Source organism: Pseudomonas sp. Y39-6, from assembly GCF_023651955.1.
Classification (GTDB): Bacteria; Pseudomonadota; Gammaproteobacteria; order Pseudomonadales; family Pseudomonadaceae; genus Aquipseudomonas; species Aquipseudomonas veronii.
This window is the reverse complement of record NZ_CP069594.1, coordinates 434,426-454,611: the sequence shown is the minus strand read 5'-3', so window position 1 is coordinate 454,611 and position 20,186 is coordinate 434,426. Positions and strand designations below refer to the sequence as shown.

The window sequence follows — 20,186 nt, the reverse complement described above, 5'->3', positions numbered from 1 at the left end:
CACAGGCCGGGCGCTTTTTCAGGTGCCCCGAAAAGATCAGGACTGACTGGATGGCGTCGGGGTTACCGATGCGGCAGTCGGTGCAGGCGCAGCGGTCGGCGCGGCTGCCGAGTTGGCGCTGGAAGCGGCGAGTGCCGCAGGCGCAGGCTTGGCGGCCACGGCCGGCTTCGCTGCTGCGGGCTTTTTCGCGGCGACCGGCTTCTTCGCGGCGGCAGGTTTGGCCGCAGCAGGTTTGGCGGCGACCGCTTTAGCGGCGGGTTTGGCAGCAGGCTTGGCAGCGGCTTTAGCGGCCACTGGTTTAGCGGCTGGCTTGGCCGCAGGTTTGGCCGCTGCAACTTTCGCCGCTGGCTTGGCCGCAGGTTTAGCCACGGCTTTGGCTGGCGCTTTGGCCGCAGGTTTGGCAGCCGGCTTGGCGGCGGCTTTGACCAGTGGCTTGGCGGCCGTTTTCGCAGCCGGCTTGGCGGCAGCGGTTTTAGCGGCAGGCTTGGACGCAGCAGCCTTCACCGGGGTGACTTTGGCACCGGTGAGTTTTTCGATTTGCTTGGTCAGGGTCTCGACCTTGCTGTGCAGTGCTTTCACTTCAGCACGGCTGGGTACGCCCAGTCGCGAAATCGCACTGTTAAGGCGCTTGTCGAAAGTTTCTTCCAACTTGTTCCAAGTCTCGGAAATGCTCGACTTGGCGGAACCGGCGCTGGCCTTGGCCGCATCGACTTTTTTACCCACGGTGCTTTTGGTCAACTTCTCGGCCTTCTCGCCGTCTTTAACCAACGTCTCGAAGAGTTTGCTGCCGTCACTGTCGATCTTCGAGTAAACGCCTAAACCAGCCAGCCAGATCTTGCGGGAATATTCTTCAACTTTCCCGACCCACGAGCTGCCTTCTTTCTGAGTAGTCTTTTTAACAGCCATCCCGATGTCTCCTTAGTGTTTACGCGCGACACGTTCGAGCAATGCCGTCAGCTCTTCGAGCTTAGCAGAGAGTGTCTCCACGTCATGTTTAGACGCAATGCCGATTCGATTCAAGGCACTTGCAACACGAGTGTCAAAAGCTTTTTCAACTTTATCCAGTTGAACTTCAACCCGGCCTTTGACGCTGGAGAGATTACTCTTTACTTGGTCAATCTGACTGTTGGCAGCATCAAGTTGTTCAACGGCAACTTTTTTACCTTTACTTTCAACATGTTGCCCAGTCTTTACCAGCTCTTTGAAGTACGCGCCGCCCTCGTTTCCGACCCTGGCATAGGCACCCAGGCCTGCCAGCCAGATCTTGCGGGCATAGGTTTTAACCTCGTCCAGGGCGTGGCTCGGGGCGTCGATTTTTTTCTTCAGGGTAACTTTGGCCATGGTGCACCTCACGCAAAAAGGGTGGAGGAACGGCCCGCAGAAGTTGAGGGCTTGGGCACAAAGTAGGCAGAAAAATTAGAATCGGCACCCTAACAACAGTCGGATCAGGCCAAGGCTTTATCCAGGGCTTTCTCGATTTCAGTCTTGATGGTGCCACTCATGGCCGACATCAGCAGGCCCAGTTCCACATCGATACGCAACAGATCAGCGGCAACCTGCACCGTGCCTTTAACCCCCGAACGCTTGAGGTTCAACGTATCGCCAGACCACGAAGGCTCCAGGCCATATTGATCCTGGAGTTTCTGTGCCAGCTTCTCGGCCTTCGCCCGTGCGCCTTCTTTACCCAGGGTGTGTGCACGTTCAACAGTGATACGGGCCATTGCAACGACTCCTCTTTATAACGACTTGAACACCTGCCATGCGGCAAAAGGTCTCGGTGAGCACCTATCTTACCTTCAGCCTTGCCAAGACAAAGCAGGCCTTGGGGATTATCATGTCCCGCATTCTCTTTTGGTGACAGCGATATGACTGATCAGCGCAAAGGCAGCGATGCCGAACCCACCACTCACTTCGGCTTCAAGAACGTCCCGGAAAGCCAGAAAGCGCAGAAAGTCGCTGAAGTGTTCCACTCCGTTGCGGCCAAGTACGACCTGATGAACGACGTGCTGTCCGGCGGCATGCACCGCCTGTGGAAGCGCTTCACCATCGAACTGTCGGGCGTGCGTACCGGCAACCGCGTGCTGGACATCGCCGGCGGCACGGGCGACCTGGCGGCCAAGTTCTCCAAGCTGGTCGGCCCGACCGGCCAGGTGGTGCTGGCGGATATCAACGGCTCGATGCTCAAGGTCGGCCGCGATCGCCTGCTCGACAAAGGCGTGGCCGGCAATATCGAATTCGTCCAGGCCGATGCGGAAAAGCTGCCGTTCCCCGACAACCATTTCGACTGCGTGACCATCGCCTTCGGCCTGCGCAACGTGACCCACAAGGAAGACGCGATCCGCTCGATGCTGCGCGTGCTCAAGCCCGGCGGCCGGCTGTTGGTGCTGGAGTTCTCCAAGCCGACCAACGCGCTGATGTCCAAGGTCTACGACACCTACTCGTTCGCCTTCATGCCGTTGATGGGCAAGCTGATCACCAACGACGCCGAGAGCTATCGCTACCTGGCCGAATCGATCCGCATGCACCCCGACCAGGAAACCCTGAAGTCGATGATGGTGGACGCCGGTTTCGACCGCGTGACCTACCACAACATGACCTCGGGCATCGTCGCCCTGCACCGCGGCATCAAGCCCTGATGCTGTTCCAAGGCCTGCTCGCCAGCGTCGAACACGGCGTCAACCGCGTGCTGCGCCTGGACAGCACCGCCCTGGCGCGGCTGGCGCACTTGAACGGCAAGATCATCGCCGTCGACTGCACGAGCCCCGCCTTGCAGCTGTTTATCCTGCCCAGCGACGAAGGCCTGTTGCTCGCGACCCATTGGGCCGCCGAGGCCGACTGCACCCTGCGTGCGCCGGCCTCGAGCCTGTTGCACCTGGCGCTGAGCCGCAACAAGACCGCCATCCTCCACGGCCCCGAAGTGGCGCTGGAAGGCGACAGCGCGGTGCTGATGGACCTGGCCGCCGTGCTGCAGGACCTGGAACTGGACTGGGAATACGAACTGTCGCGCTGGATCGGCCCCGTGCCCACCCAGTTGATCAGCGGCCACCTGCGCAGTCGCACGCGCTGGTACCAGCAGGGGTTCGCCAGCCTCAACCAGAACCTCGCCGAATACCTGAGCGAAGAATCGCGCACCCTGGTCGGACAACGGGAAGCGCAAGCGCGCTTTCGTGAACTCGACAAGGCCAAAATCGACCTGGAACGCCTTGAGGCCCGCTTCGAGCGCCTGAGCCGTTCCCTTGATCCAAGCGATAACGCATGAAGCTGCTCGCCGTCCGCCGTTTGTTCCGTATCCAGCGCGTCGTAATCCGCTACCGCCTCGATGACCTGCTGTTCGCCCTGCCGTTGCCGTGGTTCCTGCTTGCCGTGCGCTATGTGCTGCCGTGGCGCTGGTTCCCGCGCAAGCCGCTGGACCTGAGCCGTGGCGCGCGCCTGCGCCTGGCCTTGCAGGATCTGGGGCCGATCTTTATCAAGTTCGGGCAGATCCTCTCGACCCGTCGCGACCTGCTGCCCGAAGACATCGCCGACGAACTGATGCTGCTACAGGACCGCGTGCCGCCGTTCGATTCGCAGCAGTCGATGAAGCTGATCGAAGAGCAGTTGGGCCGGAAGATCAGCGACGTGTTCAGCCGTTTCGACGTCGAGCCCCTGGCCTCGGCCTCGGTGGCGCAAGTGCATGCGGCGCAGCTCAAGACCGGCGAAGAAGTGGTGGTGAAGGTGATTCGCCCGGGCCTCAAGCCGATCATCGGCCAAGACCTGGCGTGGCTGTTCATTCTCGCCCGCGCCGCCGAACGCTTCTCCGCCGACGCGCGCCTGTTGCACCCGGTGGACGTGGTCGCCGACTACGAAAAAACCATCTACGACGAACTCGACCTGCTGCGCGAAGCGGCCAACGCCAGCCAGCTCAAGCGCAACTTTGAAGGCTCACCGCTGCTGTATGTGCCGCAAGTGTATTGGGACTGGTGCCGCCCTAAAGTGTTGGTGATGGAGCGCATCTACGGCGTGCAGGTCACCGACCTCGCGACCCTGGCCGACCAGCGCACCAACATGAAAATGCTCGCCGAGCGCGGCGTGGAGATCTTCTTCACCCAGGTGTTCCGCGACAGTTTCTTCCATGCCGACATGCACCCCGGCAATATCTTCGTCAGCACCCTCAACCCGTGGAGCCCGCAGTACATTGCGATCGACTGCGGCATCGTCGGCAGCCTGACCCCGGAAGACCAGGACTACCTGGCGCGCAACCTGTTCGCCTTCTTCAAGCGCGACTACCGCCGCGTGGCGCAGTTGCACATCGATTCGGGTTGGGTGCCGGCGGAAACCAAGCTCAACGAATTCGAAGCGGCGATCCGCACCGTGTGCGAGCCGATCTTCGAAAAGCCGCTGAAAGACATTTCCTTCGGCCAGGTGCTGATGCGCCTGTTCCAGACCGCGCGGCGCTTCAATATGGAAGTGCAGCCGCAGTTGGTGCTGCTGCAGAAAACCCTGCTGAACATTGAAGGCCTGGGCCGCCAGCTATACCCCGACCTCGACCTGTGGAACACCGCCCAGCCGTTCCTCGAACGCTGGATGCGCGAGCGGGTCAGCCCGAAAACCCTGCTGGGCAACCTGCAGAGCCAGGTGGAGCAACTGCCGCACCTGGCCAACATGACCCGCGACCTGCTGGAACGCATGTCCCAGCCCCACGCCAAAGACCCGACGCCGCCGTGGCACACGCGCAAGGACGACTGGTTCCTGCGCCTGCTGGGCGCCGCGCATCTGGTCGGCGGGGTGATGCTGGCCATCGGCGGGCCGCTGAATCAACTGGGCCACTGGCCGGCCGGCATCATGGTCGCCGTGGGTGTTTATCTGATCGTGCGTCGGTAGCCAATCCGGTTATACACTGTCGCAAATTGCCGGAGCCGAAGATGAAAGACTGGCTGGATGAGATCAAGTGGGACAGTGACGGCCTGGTGCCGGCCATTGCCCAGGACTACAAGACCGGGCGCGTGCTGATGATGGCCTGGATGAACCGCGAGGCCCTGAGCCTCACCGCCGCTGAGCAGCGCGCCATTTACTGGTCACGTTCGCGTGGCAAACTGTGGCGCAAGGGCGAAGAGTCCGGGCACGTGCAAACCCTGCACGAGATACGCCTGGACTGCGACGCCGACGTGGTGATCCTCAAGGTCGAGCAGATCGGCGGCATCGCCTGCCACACCGGCCGCCACAGCTGCTTCTATCGCGTGTTCGAGAACGGCGAGTGGAAGGTTGTGGAGCCGGTACTCAAAGACCCGCACGCCATTTACTCGGCAGGACACTGAACATGAGCGATACCCTGAACCGTGTGGCCCAGGTGTTGGAAGAGCGCAAAGGCGCGGATGCCGAAAGCTCCTACGTCGCCAGCCTGTACCACAAGGGCCTGAACAAGATCCTGGAAAAACTCGGCGAAGAATCCGTCGAGACCATCATCGCCGCCAAGGATGCCGAGATCAGCGGCGACTGCAGCGATGTGATCTACGAAACCGCCGACCTATGGTTCCACAGCCTGGTCATGCTCGCCCAACTGGGGCAGCATCCGCAGGCCGTGCTGGATGAACTGGACCGTCGCTTCGGCTTGTCCGGGCATGCCGAAAAGGCCTCGCGCCCGTCCGCCTGAATAACTTTTACAGAGGAATTGCAGCATGGGCATTTTTGACTGGAAACATTGGATCGTCATCTTGGTGGTGGTCGTTCTGGTATTTGGCACCAAGAAACTGAAAAACCTCGGCACCGACGTGGGCGAGTCGATCAAGGGCTTTCGCAAGGCCATGAACGACGACGAAAAACCCGCCGAACCCGCCGCCAACCCGGTGCCGCCGGCCCAACCGGTCCACCCGCAGGCGACCCAGCCGATCACCGAGCGTCGCACCTTCGACGTGCAGGCTGAAAAAGTCGAAGAGCCGATCCGCAAAGACTCGTGAGCACTGACTAATGTTTGGTATCAGCTTCTCTGAACTGCTGCTCGTCGGCCTCGTGGCCTTGCTGGTACTCGGGCCGGAACGCCTGCCCGGTGCCGCGCGCACGGCCGGTTTGTGGATCGGGCGTCTGAAACGCAGTTTCAACGCCATCAAACAGGAAGTTGAACGGGAAATCGGCGCCGACGAAATCCGCCGCCAACTGCACAACGAACACATCCTTTCGTTGGAGCAGGAGGCGCGCAATATTCTGACGCCGGTGCAGGAGCAGGCCAAGCCGGTGACACCGGTGGCCGAACACAGCATTGCGCCCACGCCCGTTGTTGAAGCAGCGCCCGCTACCCCGACCGCTCCAACCGAGCCAGCGCCGACGCCAACCGCGCCGCCCGCTCCCCATGACCCTACATTGCCGCCGCGAGCCCCATGAGCGCTGATAAACCGGAAAACGACCAGCACATGCCACTGGTCTCGCACCTCACCGAGCTGCGTACCCGCCTGCTGCGTTGCGTGGCGGCGATCTTCGTGATCTTTGCCGGGCTGTTCGCCTTTACCCAGCAGATCTACACCTTCGTCTCCACGCCACTGCGCCATTACCTGCCGGCCGGCGCGACGATGATCGCCACCGACGTGTCGTCGCCGTTCCTGACGCCATTGAAGCTGACCATGATGGTCTCGCTGTTCCTGGCGATCCCGGTGATCCTGCACCAGATCTGGGGCTTCATCGCCCCCGGCCTGTACAAGCATGAGAAGCGCATCGCGGTGCCGTTGCTGGTGTCGAGCATCCTGCTGTTCTACACCGGCATGGCGTTCGCTTACTTCCTGGTGTTCCCGCTGATCTTCAAGTTCTTCGCCGCCGCCACCCCGGCCGGCGTGGAGATGATGACCGACATCACCAGCTACCTCGACTTCGTGATGACGCTGTTCTTCGCCTTCGGCGTGGCCTTCGAAATTCCGGTGGCCGTGGTGTTGCTGGTGTGGATCGGCGTGGTCAACGTGCAGTACCTGAAGAAGATCCGTCCCTACGTGGTCATCGGCTGCTTCGTGGTCGGCATGATCCTGACCCCGCCGGACATTTTCTCCCAGACCCTGCTGGCCGTGCCGATGTGGATGCTGTTCGAGATCGGCATCCTGTTCAGCAGCCTGATCACCAAGCGTGGCGAACACCCCGACGACCAAGCCGCCGACGACAACGACCAGCCGCCAGCGACCCAGCCGTGAACCTGTTGCTGCTTGAAGAGGCCGACTTTATCGCGGCCGCCCGGGTGGTCCTGCGTGACCGGCGCCTGGTGCATATGCAGGACGTCCACCGCGCGACGGTGGGCGACAACCTGCGGGTCGGGCGTATCGGCGGGCTGATGGGCAATGCCCAAGTGCTGCGCCTGGAAGCCCACGAAGCCGAGCTGCAAGTGGCCTTCGACCTGCCGCCGCCGGCCAAACTGCCGCTGACCCTGCTGCTGGCCCTGCCACGCCCGAAAATGCTGCGCCGGGTGCTGCAGACCGTCGCCGCCATGGGCGTGCCGAAGGTGGTGCTGGTCAACAGCTACCGCGTGGAAAAGAGCTTCTGGCAAACCCCCTTCCTGGAGCCCGAGGCGATCCGCGAGCAATTGATCCTCGGCCTGGAACAGGCGCGCGACACAGTGCTACCGGAAATCGTCATCGAAAAACGCTTCAAGCCCTTCGTCGAAGACCGCCTGCCCGCCATGACCGCAGGCACCCTCGGCCTGATCGGCCATCCCGGCGATTACCCGCCGTGCCCGCGCGGTCTGGACGAGCCGGTAACCCTGGCCATCGGCCCGGAAGGCGGCTGGATACCCTACGAGGTCGACCTGCTGAGCAAGGCCGGCTTGCAACCGGTGCAACTGGGTGCGCGCATCCTGCGCGTGGAAACTGCCGTCACCGCCCTGCTCGCCCGGCTGTTCTAGCCACCCATCCCTACAGATTCCTGCTGCGCTGCCGATAACCGTCGAATAAGTCCAAGCCTTGTTCCACGGGAGTTCGCAGCATGTATCGTTGGTTAGCCGAAAAGCTGGGGAATGTCAGCGTCAACCACAAGCTGGGCGTGGGCTTTGGCCTGGTGTTGCTCCTTACCTTGTTGATCACCTTCACCGGCTGGACCGGCCTGGGCGATGTGACCAGCCGCGGCGACAAACTGGGGTATATCTCCAGCCTGAGTGTCTTGACCAAAGACCTGCGTATCGCTCGCCTGGACTATGAAATGCGCCGTGGCGAACAAGGCACGGCGGCCGTCAGCGAGCTGCTGAACCGCCTGGACAGCGGCATGAAGACCGCCCGCACGCTGATCGAACAACCCGCCGACATCGCGCTGGTCGATGAACAATTGGCCGCCGTGGACCAATACAAACGCGCATTCAGCGATATGGCGCAAGCCGGGGCCAACCGTGAGGATGCGCGCAGCAAGCTGGGCAATACCGCCGACAATGCGGTGCTCAAGGTGACTGAAGTCGAGAAGTCCCTGCTGCAAGGCGACAGCGTCACCCAGTTCAATAGCGTGGTCGACCTGAGCAAGCTGATCCAGCAAGCGCGCTTCCAGGTCCGCGGTTACACCTACAGCGGCAAGGTCGAGGCTGAGCAACCCGCGCTCGACGCCATCGACAACGCGCTGAAGAAGATCACTGAACTGCAAGGCTCATTGCAGGAGCAATACCAGGCCAACCTGCAGCAGGCCAGTGTCTCGCTGCAAGCCTATCGCGCCGCCGTCAGCCAGTTCCGCGACTCCCAGGTGGCCACCGCCGTCGCACTCAAAACCATGAGCGAGCAAGGCGATATCCTGCTGAACCGCAGCGATAAACTGACGATTTCCCAGACCGCGGTGCGCGACACCGATGCCGCCCAGGCCAAGTACCTGCTCCTGCTGGCCACCGTGCTGGCATTGATCTTTGGCCTGGTGGCCGCCTGGGCGATCACGCGTCAGATCGTCATCCCGCTGAATCAGACCCTCAAGGTGGCCGAGCGCGTTGCCTCCGGCGACCTGAGCCACGACCTGACGTCCACGCGCCAGGACGAACTGGGCCAACTGCAACGTGCCATGCAAAGCATGACCGTAGGCCTGCGCGAATTGATCGGCGGCATCAGCGACGGCGTCACCCAGATCGCCAGCGCCGCCGAGCAATTGTCGTCGGTCACCGAGCAGACCAGCGCTGGGGTCAACAATCAGAAAATCGAGACCGACCAAGTCGCTACGGCCATGAATGAAATGGCCGCGACCGTGCAGGAAGTTGCGCGCAACGCCGAGGAAGCGTCCGAAGCCGCCGTGGCAGCGGACCAGCAGGCCCGCGAAGGCGACAAGGTGGTCGGTGAAGCCATCGCCCAGATCGAACGCCTGGCCACCGAAGTCGGCAACTCCACCGAGGCCATGGGCCATCTCAAGCGCGAAAGCGACAAGATCGGCAGCGTGCTCGACGTGATCAAGTCGGTGGCCCAGCAAACCAACCTGCTCGCGCTGAACGCCGCGATTGAAGCAGCGCGTGCCGGTGAAGCCGGGCGCGGCTTCGCGGTGGTGGCCGATGAAGTGCGCAGCCTGGCCCAGCGCACGCAAAAATCCACGGAAGAGATCGAAGAGCTGATCGTCGGCCTGCAAACGGGCACCCAGCAGGTGGCGACCATCATGGACAACAGCCGTGGGCTGACCGACAGCAGCGTCGAATTGACGCGCCGCGCCGGCAGCGCCCTGGCGAACATCACCCGTACCGTATCGACGATCCAGGCGATGAACTCGCAGATCGCCACCGCCGCCGAGCAACAAAGCGCCGTGGCCGAAGAGATCAACCGCAGCGTGCTGAACGTGCGCGATGTGTCAGAACAGACGTCCTCGGCCAGTGAAGAGACCGCCGCTTCCAGCGCCGAACTGGCGCGCCTGGGCATCTACCTGCAAACCCTGGTCGGACGTTTCCGCATCTGACCGGGCTGGGCGGCGACCCATCCGGGTCGCCGCACTTCAGCAACTTGTGAAATTTCCTACACGCTTATCAGCCCGCCCTCACCCCAAATCGTTTTAGCGTTTGCCTTGTTGCGCAGCGCTTTTTCAGATTTGGAGGTTCATCATGTTTCCTCGGCTGACCCGCTTGCTGGTCAACGCCAGCGTCCGACTCAAACTCGCCCTGGGTTTTGGCCAGGTGCTGGTCCTCAGTTTCATCATCGCCATGACAGGCTGGCAGGCCTTGAATGCCGCACTGTTCCGCTCCAGCAACCTGACGGTGCTGGGCCAACTGGCCGCCGACGCGGAGGCCATGCGCGCCGACCGCATCGTGTACCGAACGCTCACTGACACGGCCAGCCTGGGCAAAATGACGCGGCAGATCGAAAAAATCGACCAGCACCTCGACTACCTGTCAAAACACATGAAAGACCCGACCGACCTGCAGCGTCTCGAGGAAGCCGAACGCCTGGTGGCCGCCTTCAAAGCGGTGCTGGTGGAATTGCCGCCGTTGATCGAACAGCGGGAAAACGCCCGGCCGCCGCTGCAAAAAGCCGCCCTGCAAGCCAGCGACACTCTCGCGCAACTGGCCAGCGAACTGCCTGACCAGCAAGACCAGCAGGCGCTCGACGCCATCGAAGATCTGCGCCAGGCCATGGAACAGGCCGAAGATCGCGCGCGCAGCCCCGCCTGGGCCGCCGAGTCGTTGCAGGCCTATGCCGAAGCGGTGGGCAAGGCCCTCGACGCCCTGGATGTCGCTCAAGTCGCCGTCACCAGCCTGCCCGTGGACGCCACCCTGCTCAAAACCGACCTCGCGCAATACCGTGCGCTGCTGACCACGCTCAAGCAGGCACAACTCGACACCGAGACCGTGCAAAACCGCTTTGAACAACAACTCAATCAGTTGCTGGCGCAAAGCGATCTGGTCAGCCAGGGCCAGGTGTTCAAACGCGACCGGGAAGCGCAGCACACCCGAACCCTGCTGATCAGCGTCACCCTTGCCGCCCTGCTGCTGGGGGCCTTGGCGGCCTGGTGGATCGCCCGGCAAATCGCCGTGCCGTTGCGCGAGGCCTTGGCCGTCGCCAACCGCATTGCCGCGGGCGACTTAAGCGAAAACCCCGCCGTGGAGCGCCGCGATGAACTGGGCCAGTTGCAGCAGAGCATGGCGCAGATGATCCGCAACCTGCGCGGCCTGATCAGCGGCATCGGCGACAGCGCCCGGCAAATCGCCAGCGCGGCTATGCAGCTATCCACCGTCACCGAGCAAACCCGCGCCGGGGTCAACAACCAAAAGGACGAAACCGACCAGGTGGCCACGGCCATGAATGAAATGCTCGCCACCGCCCAGGAGGTCGCCCGACATGCCGAGCAAGCGTCGATCGCGGCGAGCGAAGCCGACCAACAGACCCACCTCGGCGACAAAGTGGTTGCGCAGGCGGTGGAGCAGATCGGCCATCTGGCCAGTGAAATGGCACTGTCCAGCCGGGCGATGCTGGCGTTGCAGCAGGAGAGCCAACAGATCGGCAGCGTGCTCGACGTGATCAAGTCAGTCTCCCAGCAGACCAACCTGCTGGCCTTGAACGCCGCCATCGAAGCGGCGCGCGCGGGCAGTGCCGGGGAAGGTTTCGCGGTGGTCGCCGATGAAGTGCGCAGCCTGGCCCTGCGCACGCAGGAATCGGCCGAGGAAATTGAAGGACTGATCTTGCGTCTGCATACCGGCACCCAGCAGGTGGCGGACATCATGGACAGCAGTCGCAGCCTGACGGACAACAGCGTCAGCCTGACCCGCGACGCCGGCGACGCCCTGGCGGCCATTGCGCGCACGGTGTCGGTCATCCAGGAAATGAACCCGCAGATTGCCGCCGCCGCCGAGGAACAAAGCGCGGTGGCCGAGGAGATCAATCGCAGTGTGTTGAAGGTGCGCGATGTGTCCGAGCAAACCGCCGCCGCCAGTGAAGAAACGGCGGCGGCGAGCGCTCAGTTAAGCCAGTTGAGCCTGGATTTGCAGACACTGGTCGGCAAGTTCAGGCTCTGAGGCTCACAGCACCTGGCGCAGGAAGGCCTGGGCTCGCGGGTCTTTCGGCGCATCGAAGAACTCGGCCGGGGACGCGTCTTCGAGCAGCTTGCCGTGATCGAAGAACAACACCCGGTCCGCCACTTCACGGGCGAAGCCCATTTCGTGGGTGACGCAGACCATGGTCATGCCTTCCAGGGCCAGGGTTTTCATGACGTCGAGCACTTCGCCGACCATTTCCGGGTCGAGGGCCGAGGTGGGCTCGTCGAACAGCATCACCTTGGGCTCCATCGCCAGCGCGCGGGCTATCGCCACCCGCTGCTGCTGGCCGCCGGACAGACGCGAGGGAAACTCGTTGGCCTTTTGCGCGATGCCGACCTTTTCCAGCAACGCCAGGGCCTTGGCTTCACGCTCTTTTTTGCCGCGCTTGCGCACGACTTTCTGCGCCAGGCACAGGTTCTCCAGCACGGTCATGTGGGGGAACAGGTTGAAGTGCTGGAACACCATGCCGACTTCGCGGCGGTAGGCGTTCACGTCGGTTTTCGGATCGGCCAGTTGCAGGCCGTCGATGCTCACCGACCCCGAATCGAACTCTTCCAGGCCGTTGAGGCAGCGCAGGAAGGTCGACTTGCCGGAGCCGGACGGGCCGATCACCACCAGCACTTCGCCCTTGGCGACCTGGGTGGTGACGTGGTCCACCGCGCGCACCACATGGCCACGGGTGTCGAAGACTTTTACCAGATCGCGGACTTCAATCACTTTGCGCGAGCCTCCGCTCAAGCCGGCTGGCCATTTTCGACAGCGGCAGGTTGATCAACAGGTACAGGCCTGCCACGCAGAACAGGATTTCAAACGGCGAAAACGAAGTGGTGATGACTTCGCGGCCGCTCTTGAGCAACTCGGTGATCGCGATCACCGACACCAGCGAAGTGTCTTTCACCAGGCTGATAAACTGCCCGGCCAGGGGCGGCAGCACGCGCTTGAACGCCTGCGGCAGCACCACATGGCGCATCGACTGGCTGGCACTCAAGCCCAACGAGCGCGCGGCTTCGTTCTGGCCACGGGTGATCGACTGCACACCAGCGCGGACGATTTCCGCCACATAGGCCCCAGTGAACAGCGACAGCGCGGCGATCCCGGCAAACTCCCGGGACAGGTTGAGCACCGTGCCGATAAAGAAATAGAAGATGAAGATCTGCACCAACAGCGGCGTGCCGCGCACCAGTTCGACGTAGATCGTCGACAGATCGCGCAAGGTCGGGTTGCTGGACAGCCGGCACAGGCCCGTCGCCAGACCAATCGCCAAGCCCAGCACGCCGGACACGAAGGACAGCCACAAGGTGGTCCACAAGCCCCACATCAACGGGCCCAGCGCCCACTGCCGGGTCACGCCCACTACATCGCCTTCCGCCACGTCATCGCCGCGCGCCACTTTCAGGCTGTTGTCGGCCACGCTGAGCTTTTGCTCCGTGCCCGCGTCGTTGCGCAGGGTGACTTCGGCCACATCGCCTTTGCGCACCAGCTCGACAACGGTGGAGATATCCGCCGCGCGCTGCGATGTTTCGGCCTGATAGGCGAAATATTGCGGTACGCGGTTCCAGCGCCATTCGTAGGACATCAGCGACGTGGCGTAGTACAAGGCGCCCGCCAGGCCGACGAGCACGACCACGGTCAGCAGGTGCCAGGGCCATTGGGCTTTTTTCTGTTTCATTACTCAACATCCAAAAGGGTCGGGTAAGCCCCCACCTTTGTGGCGGGCGGGCTTGCCCTAATGCCATTCAGTCAAGGCATTTTGTAGGAGCGAGCTTGCTCGCGAAAAACTCAAAGACACCGCGTTTATTCAGCAAGCCAGCGTTATCGTTGACGGCCTTCGCGAGCAAGCTCGCTCCTACAGAAAGCAGGAGCCATAGGAGCCGGCGTTATTCCATGTCCTTGAGCCACTCGGAGCTCTTGAACCACTTGTCATGGATGCGATCGTAGGTGCCGTCGTTCTTGATCTGGTGCAGGAAGTTGTTGATGAAGTTGATGCTGTCGTAATCGCCTTTCTTCAGACCGAAGGCCAGCGGTTCAAAGGTGAAGGGTTCTTCGAGGAACACCAGCTTGCCATTACCGACTTTCTTCTCGGCGACGACGTTGTACGGTGCGTCATACACAAAGGCATCGGCCTTGCCGTTGACCACGTCCAGCACGCCTTCCTGTTCGTTGTCGTAGCCGTGGTATTTGGCCTTGGAGATCAGCTTCTTGGCGACCATCTCGCCGGTGGTGCCGAGCTTGGAGGTCAGGCGATATTTCTCGTCGTTCAGGTCTTTGTAGGACTTGATGGTGCCTTCCAGGTCCTTGCGGATCAGCAGGGTCTGACCAACCACGATGAACGGTTCGCTGAAGTTCAGGCGCAGGTTGCGTTCCTGGGTCAGGGTCATGCCGCTGCCGATCATGTCGAACTTGCCGGTGAGGAAGGCCGGGATGATGCCGTCGTAGCCGGTGGACACCAGCTCCAGCTTGACGCCCATGGACTTGGCCATGGCCTTGAGGATGTCGACTTCGAAGCCGATGATTTCACCACGCTTGTCGGTCATTTCGAATGGCATGTAGGTCGGGTCCATGCCGACCTTCAGCGTGCCGCGCTTGACCGCATCATCGATGGCCCCGGCCTGAGCCACATTGGCCGCGACCAGCGCGGTGACGCCGAGCAGCAGCATCGAAAGATACTTTTTCATCATCAAGTCCCCTGAACGATTCTTATGAAGTCGGCGCGCAAAAAGGGCTGCACCATTTCGGGGTGCGATCCTAACCCACTCGCTGCCCGGTACAAAGGTTTCACCGGTAATAGTTGTCGAGGTATGTCGGAATAGCCCTACAGCACTGCGGCAAAGCGCAGACGTAGACACTTCATTGTCGGGCGAGGGCAATTGATTGATGTGTAAGTAGGTATGACTTTCAGTCGACCTCGGCCATCCAGTCGGTGTCCTTGAACCACTTGTCGTACAGCCGATCGTAGGTGCCGTCCTGGGCCACTTGGTTGAGGAAATGGTTGATCCAGTTCAGGCTGTCGTAATCGCCTTTTTTCAGGCCGAACGCCAGGGGCTCGTAGGTGAAGGGTTGCTCCAGCGCCAGCAATGCCTGGTTTTCCGGCCGGGTCATAGCGATCAGGTTGTAAGGCGCATCATGAATAAACGCATCGGCCACCCCGCTCACCACCTGGCGCACCCCTTCCTCCGGCGTGGCGAAACTGCTGAGCCGAGCCGCCCCCAGAAACCGCTGCGCCGCCGCCTGCGCGGTAGTGCCTTCGGTGGTGGCGATGCGGTAGCCGGCCTCGTCCAGGTCTTCAATGCTGGCGACCTTGCCGGCCAGGCGCGGGTGCAGCAACACCGTTTGGCCGACCACGATAAACGAGTCGCTGAAATTCAGCTTGAGGTTGCGCTCCTGCGTGACGGTCATGCCGCTGCCGATCAGATCGAATTTCCTCGCCATCAGCCCCGACAGCAACTCGGTGTACGGCACCGCCACCAGCTCAAGCTCGACCCCCAGGGCGCGGCTCATCGCGTGCAGCAAGTCGACTTCAAAACCGACGATACGCCCCTGTTTATCGGTCATCTCGAACGGCACGTAGGTGGGCGTGGTGCCGACTTTCAGCACGCCACGCCGAACGGCGTCGTCCAGCGCGCCGGCCTGCGCCAGAGCACCGTGAATCAATGCGACAGCGCCCATCAGCAATGCCGAACAATACCTTTTGATCATGAATCCCCCTGTGCTCGAGTCAAATTTCGGGGGGCGATGCTAACTCAGACACAGGCACGGCAATACGCCTTGAACCAGGGACTTTTGTTTCGAAATAACAAGGAGTTAGAGCACAAAGGAAGAGACGGGAAACGCTGTAGGACCAGCGCTTCAAGCGCCCCCGAGGAGAACCCTCGGGGGCGTCTGAATCAGGCCGGTTGAGCCTGGGACGACAACGGTTGCAACGGCAGCAATGGCGCGTGCGGATCGGACTTGAAGGACTGACGCCAGGCGCCCAGCCACTCGGCATGCCCTTCGCTCCAGACCTGCTCGTGCAGGCGGGCCAGGGCCACCGGGTCACTGAGCAGGGCCAGGCGTTCGGCGTTGTTGAGGCCGGTCGGGCCGACTTTCAACGCATAGCGCACGCGCTCGCCACGCAGGTACTCGATCGGCTCCGCCTCGCGGTGACGCGAGGTCGCCAGGGCGCAGGCCAGGGCGTTCTGCTGCGGGTCGACCACCGAACGCACGAACCCATCATTGAGGGCGTGCCAGCGGTTTTCGTGGGTGTACTTCTCGGTCGACAGCAGCGCCTGCGGCGGATTGTATTCCTCAGGGATCAGGAACAGGCTCTCGTCACGGGACTTGAGGCCCAGCTTGACCCGGCTGGAAATCACCGACACCGGGATCGACAGCATCAACGAACCGACGATCGGGACCAGCCACCACAGGAAGCTCGGGTTCAACCACACCACCAACAGCGCCCAGAGGAAGCCGAGCAAGGTTTGCGGACCGTGGCGCTTGACCGCTTCACCCCAGGGGGTGGAGTCGTCGTCACGCTGCGGCGAATTCCAGGTCGCGGCCCAGCCGAGGAACGCGGCGAGGACGAAGCGGGTGTGGAAGATCATCCGCACCGGCGCCAGCAGCATGGAGAACAGCATCTCCAGCAGCATCGACATTGTCACCTTGAACTTGCCACCGAACTCTTTCGCGCCCTTGGCCCAGATCAGGATGACGCTCAGCAACTTCGGCAGGAACAGCAGCACGACGGTGGTGGAGAACAGCGCCACCGCCTTGTCCGGATGCCATTGCGGCCACAGCGGGTACAACTGGCGCGGCGCCATGAAGTACTGCGGCTCCATCAAGGTGTTCACCGCCAGCAACGCCGTCGACAGCACCAGGAAGAAGAACCACAACGGGGCCGACAGGTAGGACATCACACCGGTGAGGAACACCGCACGGTGAACCGGGTGCATGCCCTTGACCAGGAACAGGCGGAAGTTCATCAGGTTGCCGTGGCACCAGCGCCGGTCGCGCTTGAGTTCGTCCAGCAGGTTCGGCGGCAGTTCTTCGTAGCTGCCCGGCAGGTCGTAGGCAATCCACACGCCCCAGCCGGCACGGCGCATCAGCGCGGCTTCGACGAAGTCGTGGGAGAGGATCGCACCGGCGAATGCGCCTTTACCCGGCAACGGCGCGAGGGCGCAGTGCTCGATAAACGGCTTCATGCGGATGATTGCGTTGTGACCCCAATAGTGGGACTCACCCAGCTGCCAGAAGTGCAGGCCGGCGGTGAACAGCGGGCCGTACACGCGGGTGGCGAACTGCTGCATGCGCGCATACAGGGTGTCCATGCCCGACGCCCGTGGCGCGGTCTGGATAATCCCGGCATCCGGCGTGGCTTCCATCAGGCGCACCAGGCTGGTCAGGCATTCGCCGCTCATCACGCTGTCGGCGTCGAGAACGACCATGTACTTGTAGTCACCGCCCCAGCGACGGCAGAAGTCGTCGAGGTTACCGCTCTTGCGTTTGACGCGACGGCGACGGCGGCGATAGAAGATCTTGCCGAAGCCACCGGCTTCGCGGCACACGTCGAGCCAGGCTTGCTGTTCGGCGATGCAGATGTCGGCGTCGTTACTGTCGCTGAGCACGAAGAAGTCGAAGCGGTCCAGGTCACCGGTCGCCGCGACCGACTCGAACGTCGCGCGCAGGCCAGCGAATACGCGGGGCACGTCTTCGTTGCAGATCGGCATCACCAGCGCGGTGCGCGCATTCTTCGGAATCGGCTCGTGACCGGCACTTTTACCGGAGATCCGGTACTTATCGTGGCCGGTCAGCAGCTCAAGGAAGCCCATCAACGCGGTCCAGAAACCGGCCGACACCCAGCAGAACAAGATCCCGAACATGATCAGGATGCTGGTTTGCAGGGCGTATGGCAGCACTTGGGTCGCGGTCTGCAGCAAGGTCTGGTTGCGGATCTCGTCGAAGTCGACCAGCGACCAGCCCTGGTACGGCATGATGCCTTTCATGTACCAGCCGGCCACGATGGTCTGGCCGAGCATCAACACCAGCAGGATATAGCGACGGATCGAACCAACCGTGCGCCAGCGCGCCGCCGGCAGCACGCGCTCGTCTTTCGGCGGCTTCGGCGGGTTGGTGCGGCCGGTCAGCCGGCGCCAGCCGCGCACCAGGATATTGGTGCGCCACGGCTCCGGTACCACCTTGGTCCGACGAATCGGCGGCGTCGCCTTGAGGCACACCCGGCCGCTGGCGTCGAGCGCCAGCATTTCGGCGTCCTCCAGCTCTTCGGCCGTGCTGAGGGTCAACCGGCGGCCAACCGACGCCTGGGCGGCGTCGACCGGCGCATCGAACGCCTTGGACGACAAACGTTCGTGCAGTTCGCTGAAGGATGTGCAGCCCGCCAGTTCGGCGCGCTGCTCTGCGGTCATCGGCAGATGCGCCAGGTACTCGGACAGAGTCTCTGGCTGGACTTGAGAATTACTCATCGGCAGGCAACTGATAGCTCCAGGTTTCGGTCAGGACTTGCTCGGTCTTGATCGGCTCCGGTGTGGCTGGGGCAGCTTCTGGCTGCTTGGCTTCCTTGTCTTTGGCGTCTTTCTTGGCTTGTTTCTCGTGCTGCTTGGCCAAAACCTTGTCAGCCTTGAGCACTTGGGTCGAGACCTTCTCGGGCTCAGGCTGCACGATGTCCTGGACCAGGGCCGCACGCATTTCGGTCGGCTTGCTTGGGTCCTTGATCTTCATGCGCAGGGTCAGGCGCCAGCCTTTGGTGTGCTCGTTGTAACGCACGCTGTTTTCCACCAGCTCGGCGTTGTCACCCACGCTCACCTGGCTGCGCACCGGGGCGTCCGGCAGCAGTTTCTTCAGGGCCGGGCCTTCGAAGTCCACCAGGTACGCGACGCTGCCATCCGGCTGACGGATCAGGTTGGACTGTTTCACGTCGCCGGTGGAACGCAGGGTCTGCTTGACCCAGGCGCTGTCCGGCGAATGGAACGCGGCGTCGTCCAGGGTCCAGTGCAGGCGGTAGGCAACATCCAGCGGCTGGCCGACTTCCGGCAGTTTTTCCGGGCTCCAGAAGGCAACGATGTTGTCGTTGGTTTCGTCGGCGGTCGGGATCTCTACCAGGTCGACGGAACCCTTGCCCCAGTCGCCTTCAGGCTCGATCCAGGCGCTTGGGCGCTTGTCGTAGTTGTCGTCCAGGTCTTCGTAGTGGCTGAAGTTGCGACCGCGTTGCAGCAGGCCGAAACCACGTGGGTTTTCCACGGTGAAGTTGCTGACCGACAAGTGTTTAGGGTTGTTCAGCGGGCGCCAGATCCACTCGCCATTGCCGGCATGGATCGACAGGCCGCTGGAATCATGCAGCTCGCGACGGTAGTTGAGGACCTTGGACGGCTGGTTCGCGCCGAACAGGAACATCGAGGTCAACGGGGCAACGCCCAGCTTGCTGACCTTGTCGCGCAGGAACATCTGGGACTTGACGTCGACCACGGTGTCGGTGCCAGGGCGCAGGATCAGGCGATAGGCGCCGGTGGCGCGCGGCGAATCGAGCAGGGCGAAGATCACCAGATGCTTGTCACCCGGCTTCGGACGCTCGATCCAGAACTCGGTGAAACGCGGGAATTCTTCGCCGGACGGCAGCGCGGTATCGATCGCCATGCCACGGGCGGACAGGCCATACACTTGGTCCTTGCCCACGACGCGGAAATAGCTGGCGCCGAGCATGGTCATGATTTCGTCTTGCTTGTCGCCCTTGTTGATCGGGAACAGCACGCGGAAACCGGCATAACCCAGCTGCTCAGTGGCCTTGGGATCAAATTTGACGTCGCCGAAATCGAAGCGCGTCGGGTCGTATTTGATTTCCTGGACGCTGTCGGCGGTGACTTCGTTGATCTTCACCGGTGTATCGAAGTGCATACCCTGGTGATAGAAGGACAGCTTGAACGGGGTGTTCTGATCAGCCCACTCGGCTTTTTCGTTGCGGAAACGAATCTTCTGGTAGTCAGCGAACTTCATTTCGCGGAATTCGTTCGGCAGATTGCTGCGCGGAGCTTCGTATTTCTGCCCGGCCAGCTCTTTTGCCTTGGCCGACACATCATCCAGACTGAATGCCCACAGTTGACCCGCGCCGAACAGGCAAAACAGGGCGGAGCCCGTCACCAGTGCGTTTCGTAACCGTTTGGCAGACAATTTTGGTGCATTACAGGGACTAACAATCACGAGCAACCCTCGCCGAAAACAGATCAAAAAACCAACGGCCAGCTATCTATATGCCAGGTTGGCGAGCATTGTTCCGACTCCCCTG

General features: G+C 62.0%; 19 protein-coding genes and 2 pseudogenes. 12 read left to right on the top strand and 9 right to left on the bottom strand.

All coding sequences use genetic code 11. The features are described 5' to 3' along the window. Positions 1 to 36: 36 nt before the first annotated feature. From JN756_RS01960 to JN756_RS01950, 3 genes are all read right to left on the bottom strand, one after another. Positions 37 to 906: a phasin family protein gene (locus JN756_RS01960; protein WP_057003629.1), complete on the bottom strand. Its 870-nt coding sequence runs from the start codon at positions 904 to 906 to the stop codon at positions 37 to 39. 12 nt (positions 907 to 918) lie between these two features. Then, positions 919 to 1,341 (bottom strand): phasin family protein, encoded by a 423-nt coding sequence (locus tag JN756_RS01955; RefSeq protein WP_046384976.1) that lies wholly within the window; start codon positions 1,339 to 1,341, stop codon positions 919 to 921. Positions 1,342 to 1,445: 104 nt separating this feature from the next. Then, the gene (locus JN756_RS01950) at positions 1,446 to 1,721 is read right to left on the bottom strand and encodes a polyhydroxyalkanoic acid system family protein (RefSeq protein ID WP_017849879.1); all 276 of its coding nucleotides are present in this window, start codon (positions 1,719 to 1,721) and stop codon (positions 1,446 to 1,448) included. Between the two features lie 144 nt (positions 1,722 to 1,865). Between JN756_RS01950 and ubiE the strand changes: the two genes are divergently transcribed. The 12 genes and pseudogenes from ubiE (at position 1,866) to JN756_RS01895 (ending at position 11,896) form a co-directional block, all read left to right on the top strand. Beyond that, the gene (gene ubiE, locus JN756_RS01945; RefSeq protein ID WP_017849881.1) at positions 1,866 to 2,636 is read left to right on the top strand and encodes a bifunctional demethylmenaquinone methyltransferase/2-methoxy-6-polyprenyl-1,4-benzoquinol methylase UbiE; all 771 of its coding nucleotides are present in this window, start codon (positions 1,866 to 1,868) and stop codon (positions 2,634 to 2,636) included. Next, positions 2,636 to 3,259 carry a ubiquinone biosynthesis accessory factor UbiJ gene (locus JN756_RS01940; RefSeq protein ID WP_017849882.1) on the top strand — a complete coding sequence of 208 codons (624 nt, stop codon included), beginning with the start codon at positions 2,636 to 2,638 and terminating at the stop codon, positions 3,257 to 3,259. Before ubiE ends, JN756_RS01940 begins: the two co-directional genes overlap by 1 nt. Continuing rightward, positions 3,256 to 4,860 (top strand): ubiquinone biosynthesis regulatory protein kinase UbiB, encoded by a 1,605-nt coding sequence (gene ubiB / locus JN756_RS01935; RefSeq protein ID WP_017849883.1) that lies wholly within the window; start codon positions 3,256 to 3,258, stop codon positions 4,858 to 4,860. Before JN756_RS01940 ends, ubiB begins: the two co-directional genes overlap by 4 nt. Before the next feature lie 41 nt (positions 4,861 to 4,901). Next, the gene (hisI, locus tag JN756_RS01930) at positions 4,902 to 5,294 is read left to right on the top strand and encodes a phosphoribosyl-AMP cyclohydrolase (protein ID WP_017849884.1); all 393 of its coding nucleotides are present in this window, start codon (positions 4,902 to 4,904) and stop codon (positions 5,292 to 5,294) included. A gap of 2 nt (positions 5,295 to 5,296) precedes the next feature. Beyond that, on the top strand, positions 5,297 to 5,629 hold the full coding sequence (locus tag JN756_RS01925; RefSeq protein WP_017849885.1) for a phosphoribosyl-ATP diphosphatase: 333 nt from the start codon (positions 5,297 to 5,299) through the stop codon (positions 5,627 to 5,629). 25 nt (positions 5,630 to 5,654) lie between these two features. Next, on the top strand, positions 5,655 to 5,933 hold the full coding sequence (locus tag JN756_RS01920; protein WP_017849886.1) for a twin-arginine translocase TatA/TatE family subunit: 279 nt from the start codon (positions 5,655 to 5,657) through the stop codon (positions 5,931 to 5,933). Positions 5,934 to 5,943: 10 nt separating this feature from the next. Beyond that, positions 5,944 to 6,354, top strand: coding sequence for a Sec-independent protein translocase protein TatB (gene tatB / locus JN756_RS01915; RefSeq protein ID WP_017849887.1), 411 nt, complete (start codon positions 5,944 to 5,946; stop codon positions 6,352 to 6,354). After that, positions 6,351 to 7,145, top strand: coding sequence for a twin-arginine translocase subunit TatC (tatC, locus tag JN756_RS01910; RefSeq protein ID WP_017849888.1), 795 nt, complete (start codon positions 6,351 to 6,353; stop codon positions 7,143 to 7,145). Before tatB ends, tatC begins: the two co-directional genes overlap by 4 nt. After that, complete coding sequence (locus tag JN756_RS01905) at positions 7,142 to 7,849, top strand: 16S rRNA (uracil(1498)-N(3))-methyltransferase (RefSeq protein WP_201021741.1); 708 nt, start codon at positions 7,142 to 7,144, stop codon at positions 7,847 to 7,849. The genes tatC and JN756_RS01905 overlap by 4 nt, the downstream gene beginning before the upstream one ends. An 80-nt stretch (positions 7,850 to 7,929) precedes the next feature. Continuing rightward, positions 7,930 to 8,988, top strand: a pseudogene (locus tag JN756_RS32280) (methyl-accepting chemotaxis protein); the annotation flags it as partial. Then, on the top strand, positions 8,974 to 9,846 hold the full coding sequence (locus JN756_RS32275) for a methyl-accepting chemotaxis protein (RefSeq protein WP_371928175.1): 873 nt from the start codon (positions 8,974 to 8,976) through the stop codon (positions 9,844 to 9,846). The pseudogene JN756_RS32280 and the gene JN756_RS32275, both read left to right, overlap by 15 nt. A 142-nt stretch (positions 9,847 to 9,988) precedes the next feature. After that, positions 9,989 to 11,896: a methyl-accepting chemotaxis protein gene (locus JN756_RS01895; protein ID WP_201021740.1), complete on the top strand. Its 1,908-nt coding sequence runs from the start codon at positions 9,989 to 9,991 to the stop codon at positions 11,894 to 11,896. 3 nt (positions 11,897 to 11,899) lie between these two features. Here JN756_RS01895 and JN756_RS01890 read toward each other — a convergent pair whose 3' ends face one another. The 6 genes and pseudogenes from JN756_RS01890 to JN756_RS01865 all read right to left on the bottom strand — a co-directional run bounded on the left by JN756_RS01890 (position 11,900) and on the right by JN756_RS01865 (position 20,044). Continuing rightward, on the bottom strand, positions 11,900 to 12,634 hold the full coding sequence (locus JN756_RS01890; protein ID WP_017849892.1) for an amino acid ABC transporter ATP-binding protein: 735 nt from the start codon (positions 12,632 to 12,634) through the stop codon (positions 11,900 to 11,902). Continuing rightward, positions 12,627 to 13,586: an amino acid ABC transporter permease gene (locus JN756_RS01885; RefSeq protein WP_017849893.1), complete on the bottom strand. Its 960-nt coding sequence runs from the start codon at positions 13,584 to 13,586 to the stop codon at positions 12,627 to 12,629. The genes JN756_RS01890 and JN756_RS01885 overlap by 8 nt, the downstream gene beginning before the upstream one ends. A 208-nt stretch (positions 13,587 to 13,794) precedes the next feature. After that, on the bottom strand, positions 13,795 to 14,592 hold the full coding sequence (locus JN756_RS01880) for a transporter substrate-binding domain-containing protein (protein WP_046384982.1): 798 nt from the start codon (positions 14,590 to 14,592) through the stop codon (positions 13,795 to 13,797). Positions 14,593 to 14,812: 220 nt separating this feature from the next. Beyond that, positions 14,813 to 15,613 (bottom strand): transporter substrate-binding domain-containing protein, encoded by an 801-nt coding sequence (locus JN756_RS01875; RefSeq protein WP_177031414.1) that lies wholly within the window; start codon positions 15,611 to 15,613, stop codon positions 14,813 to 14,815. A 150-nt stretch (positions 15,614 to 15,763) separates the two neighbouring features. Beyond that, positions 15,764 to 18,372, bottom strand: a pseudogene (mdoH, locus tag JN756_RS01870) (glucans biosynthesis glucosyltransferase MdoH). Continuing rightward, entirely contained in the window at positions 18,365 to 20,044 is a 1,680-nt protein-coding gene (locus tag JN756_RS01865; protein WP_186357264.1) for a glucan biosynthesis protein G, read from the bottom strand. The pseudogene mdoH and the gene JN756_RS01865 overlap by 8 nt, the downstream one beginning before the upstream one ends. Between the last annotated feature and the right edge of the window lie 142 nt (positions 20,045 to 20,186).

Coding starts and splice junctions, on each gene's coding strand:
- JN756_RS01960 (WP_057003629.1), bottom strand. CDS start 906: ATGGCTGTTAAAAAGACTACTCAGAAAGAAGGCAGCTCGTGGGTCGGG.
- JN756_RS01955 (WP_046384976.1), bottom strand. CDS start 1,341: ATGGCCAAAGTTACCCTGAAGAAAAAAATCGACGCCCCGAGCCACGCC.
- JN756_RS01950 (WP_017849879.1), bottom strand. CDS start 1,721: ATGGCCCGTATCACTGTTGAACGTGCACACACCCTGGGTAAAGAAGGC.
- ubiE (WP_017849881.1), top strand. CDS start 1,866: ATGACTGATCAGCGCAAAGGCAGCGATGCCGAACCCACCACTCACTTC.
- JN756_RS01940 (WP_017849882.1), top strand. CDS start 2,636: ATGCTGTTCCAAGGCCTGCTCGCCAGCGTCGAACACGGCGTCAACCGC.
- ubiB (WP_017849883.1), top strand. CDS start 3,256: ATGAAGCTGCTCGCCGTCCGCCGTTTGTTCCGTATCCAGCGCGTCGTA.
- hisI (WP_017849884.1), top strand. CDS start 4,902: ATGAAAGACTGGCTGGATGAGATCAAGTGGGACAGTGACGGCCTGGTG.
- JN756_RS01925 (WP_017849885.1), top strand. CDS start 5,297: ATGAGCGATACCCTGAACCGTGTGGCCCAGGTGTTGGAAGAGCGCAAA.
- JN756_RS01920 (WP_017849886.1), top strand. CDS start 5,655: ATGGGCATTTTTGACTGGAAACATTGGATCGTCATCTTGGTGGTGGTC.
- tatB (WP_017849887.1), top strand. CDS start 5,944: ATGTTTGGTATCAGCTTCTCTGAACTGCTGCTCGTCGGCCTCGTGGCC.
- tatC (WP_017849888.1), top strand. CDS start 6,351: ATGAGCGCTGATAAACCGGAAAACGACCAGCACATGCCACTGGTCTCG.
- JN756_RS32275 (WP_371928175.1), top strand. CDS start 8,974: ATGCAAAGCATGACCGTAGGCCTGCGCGAATTGATCGGCGGCATCAGC.
- JN756_RS01895 (WP_201021740.1), top strand. CDS start 9,989: ATGTTTCCTCGGCTGACCCGCTTGCTGGTCAACGCCAGCGTCCGACTC.
- JN756_RS01885 (WP_017849893.1), bottom strand. CDS start 13,586: ATGAAACAGAAAAAAGCCCAATGGCCCTGGCACCTGCTGACCGTGGTC.
- JN756_RS01880 (WP_046384982.1), bottom strand. CDS start 14,592: ATGAAAAAGTATCTTTCGATGCTGCTGCTCGGCGTCACCGCGCTGGTC.
- JN756_RS01875 (WP_177031414.1), bottom strand. CDS start 15,613: ATGATCAAAAGGTATTGTTCGGCATTGCTGATGGGCGCTGTCGCATTG.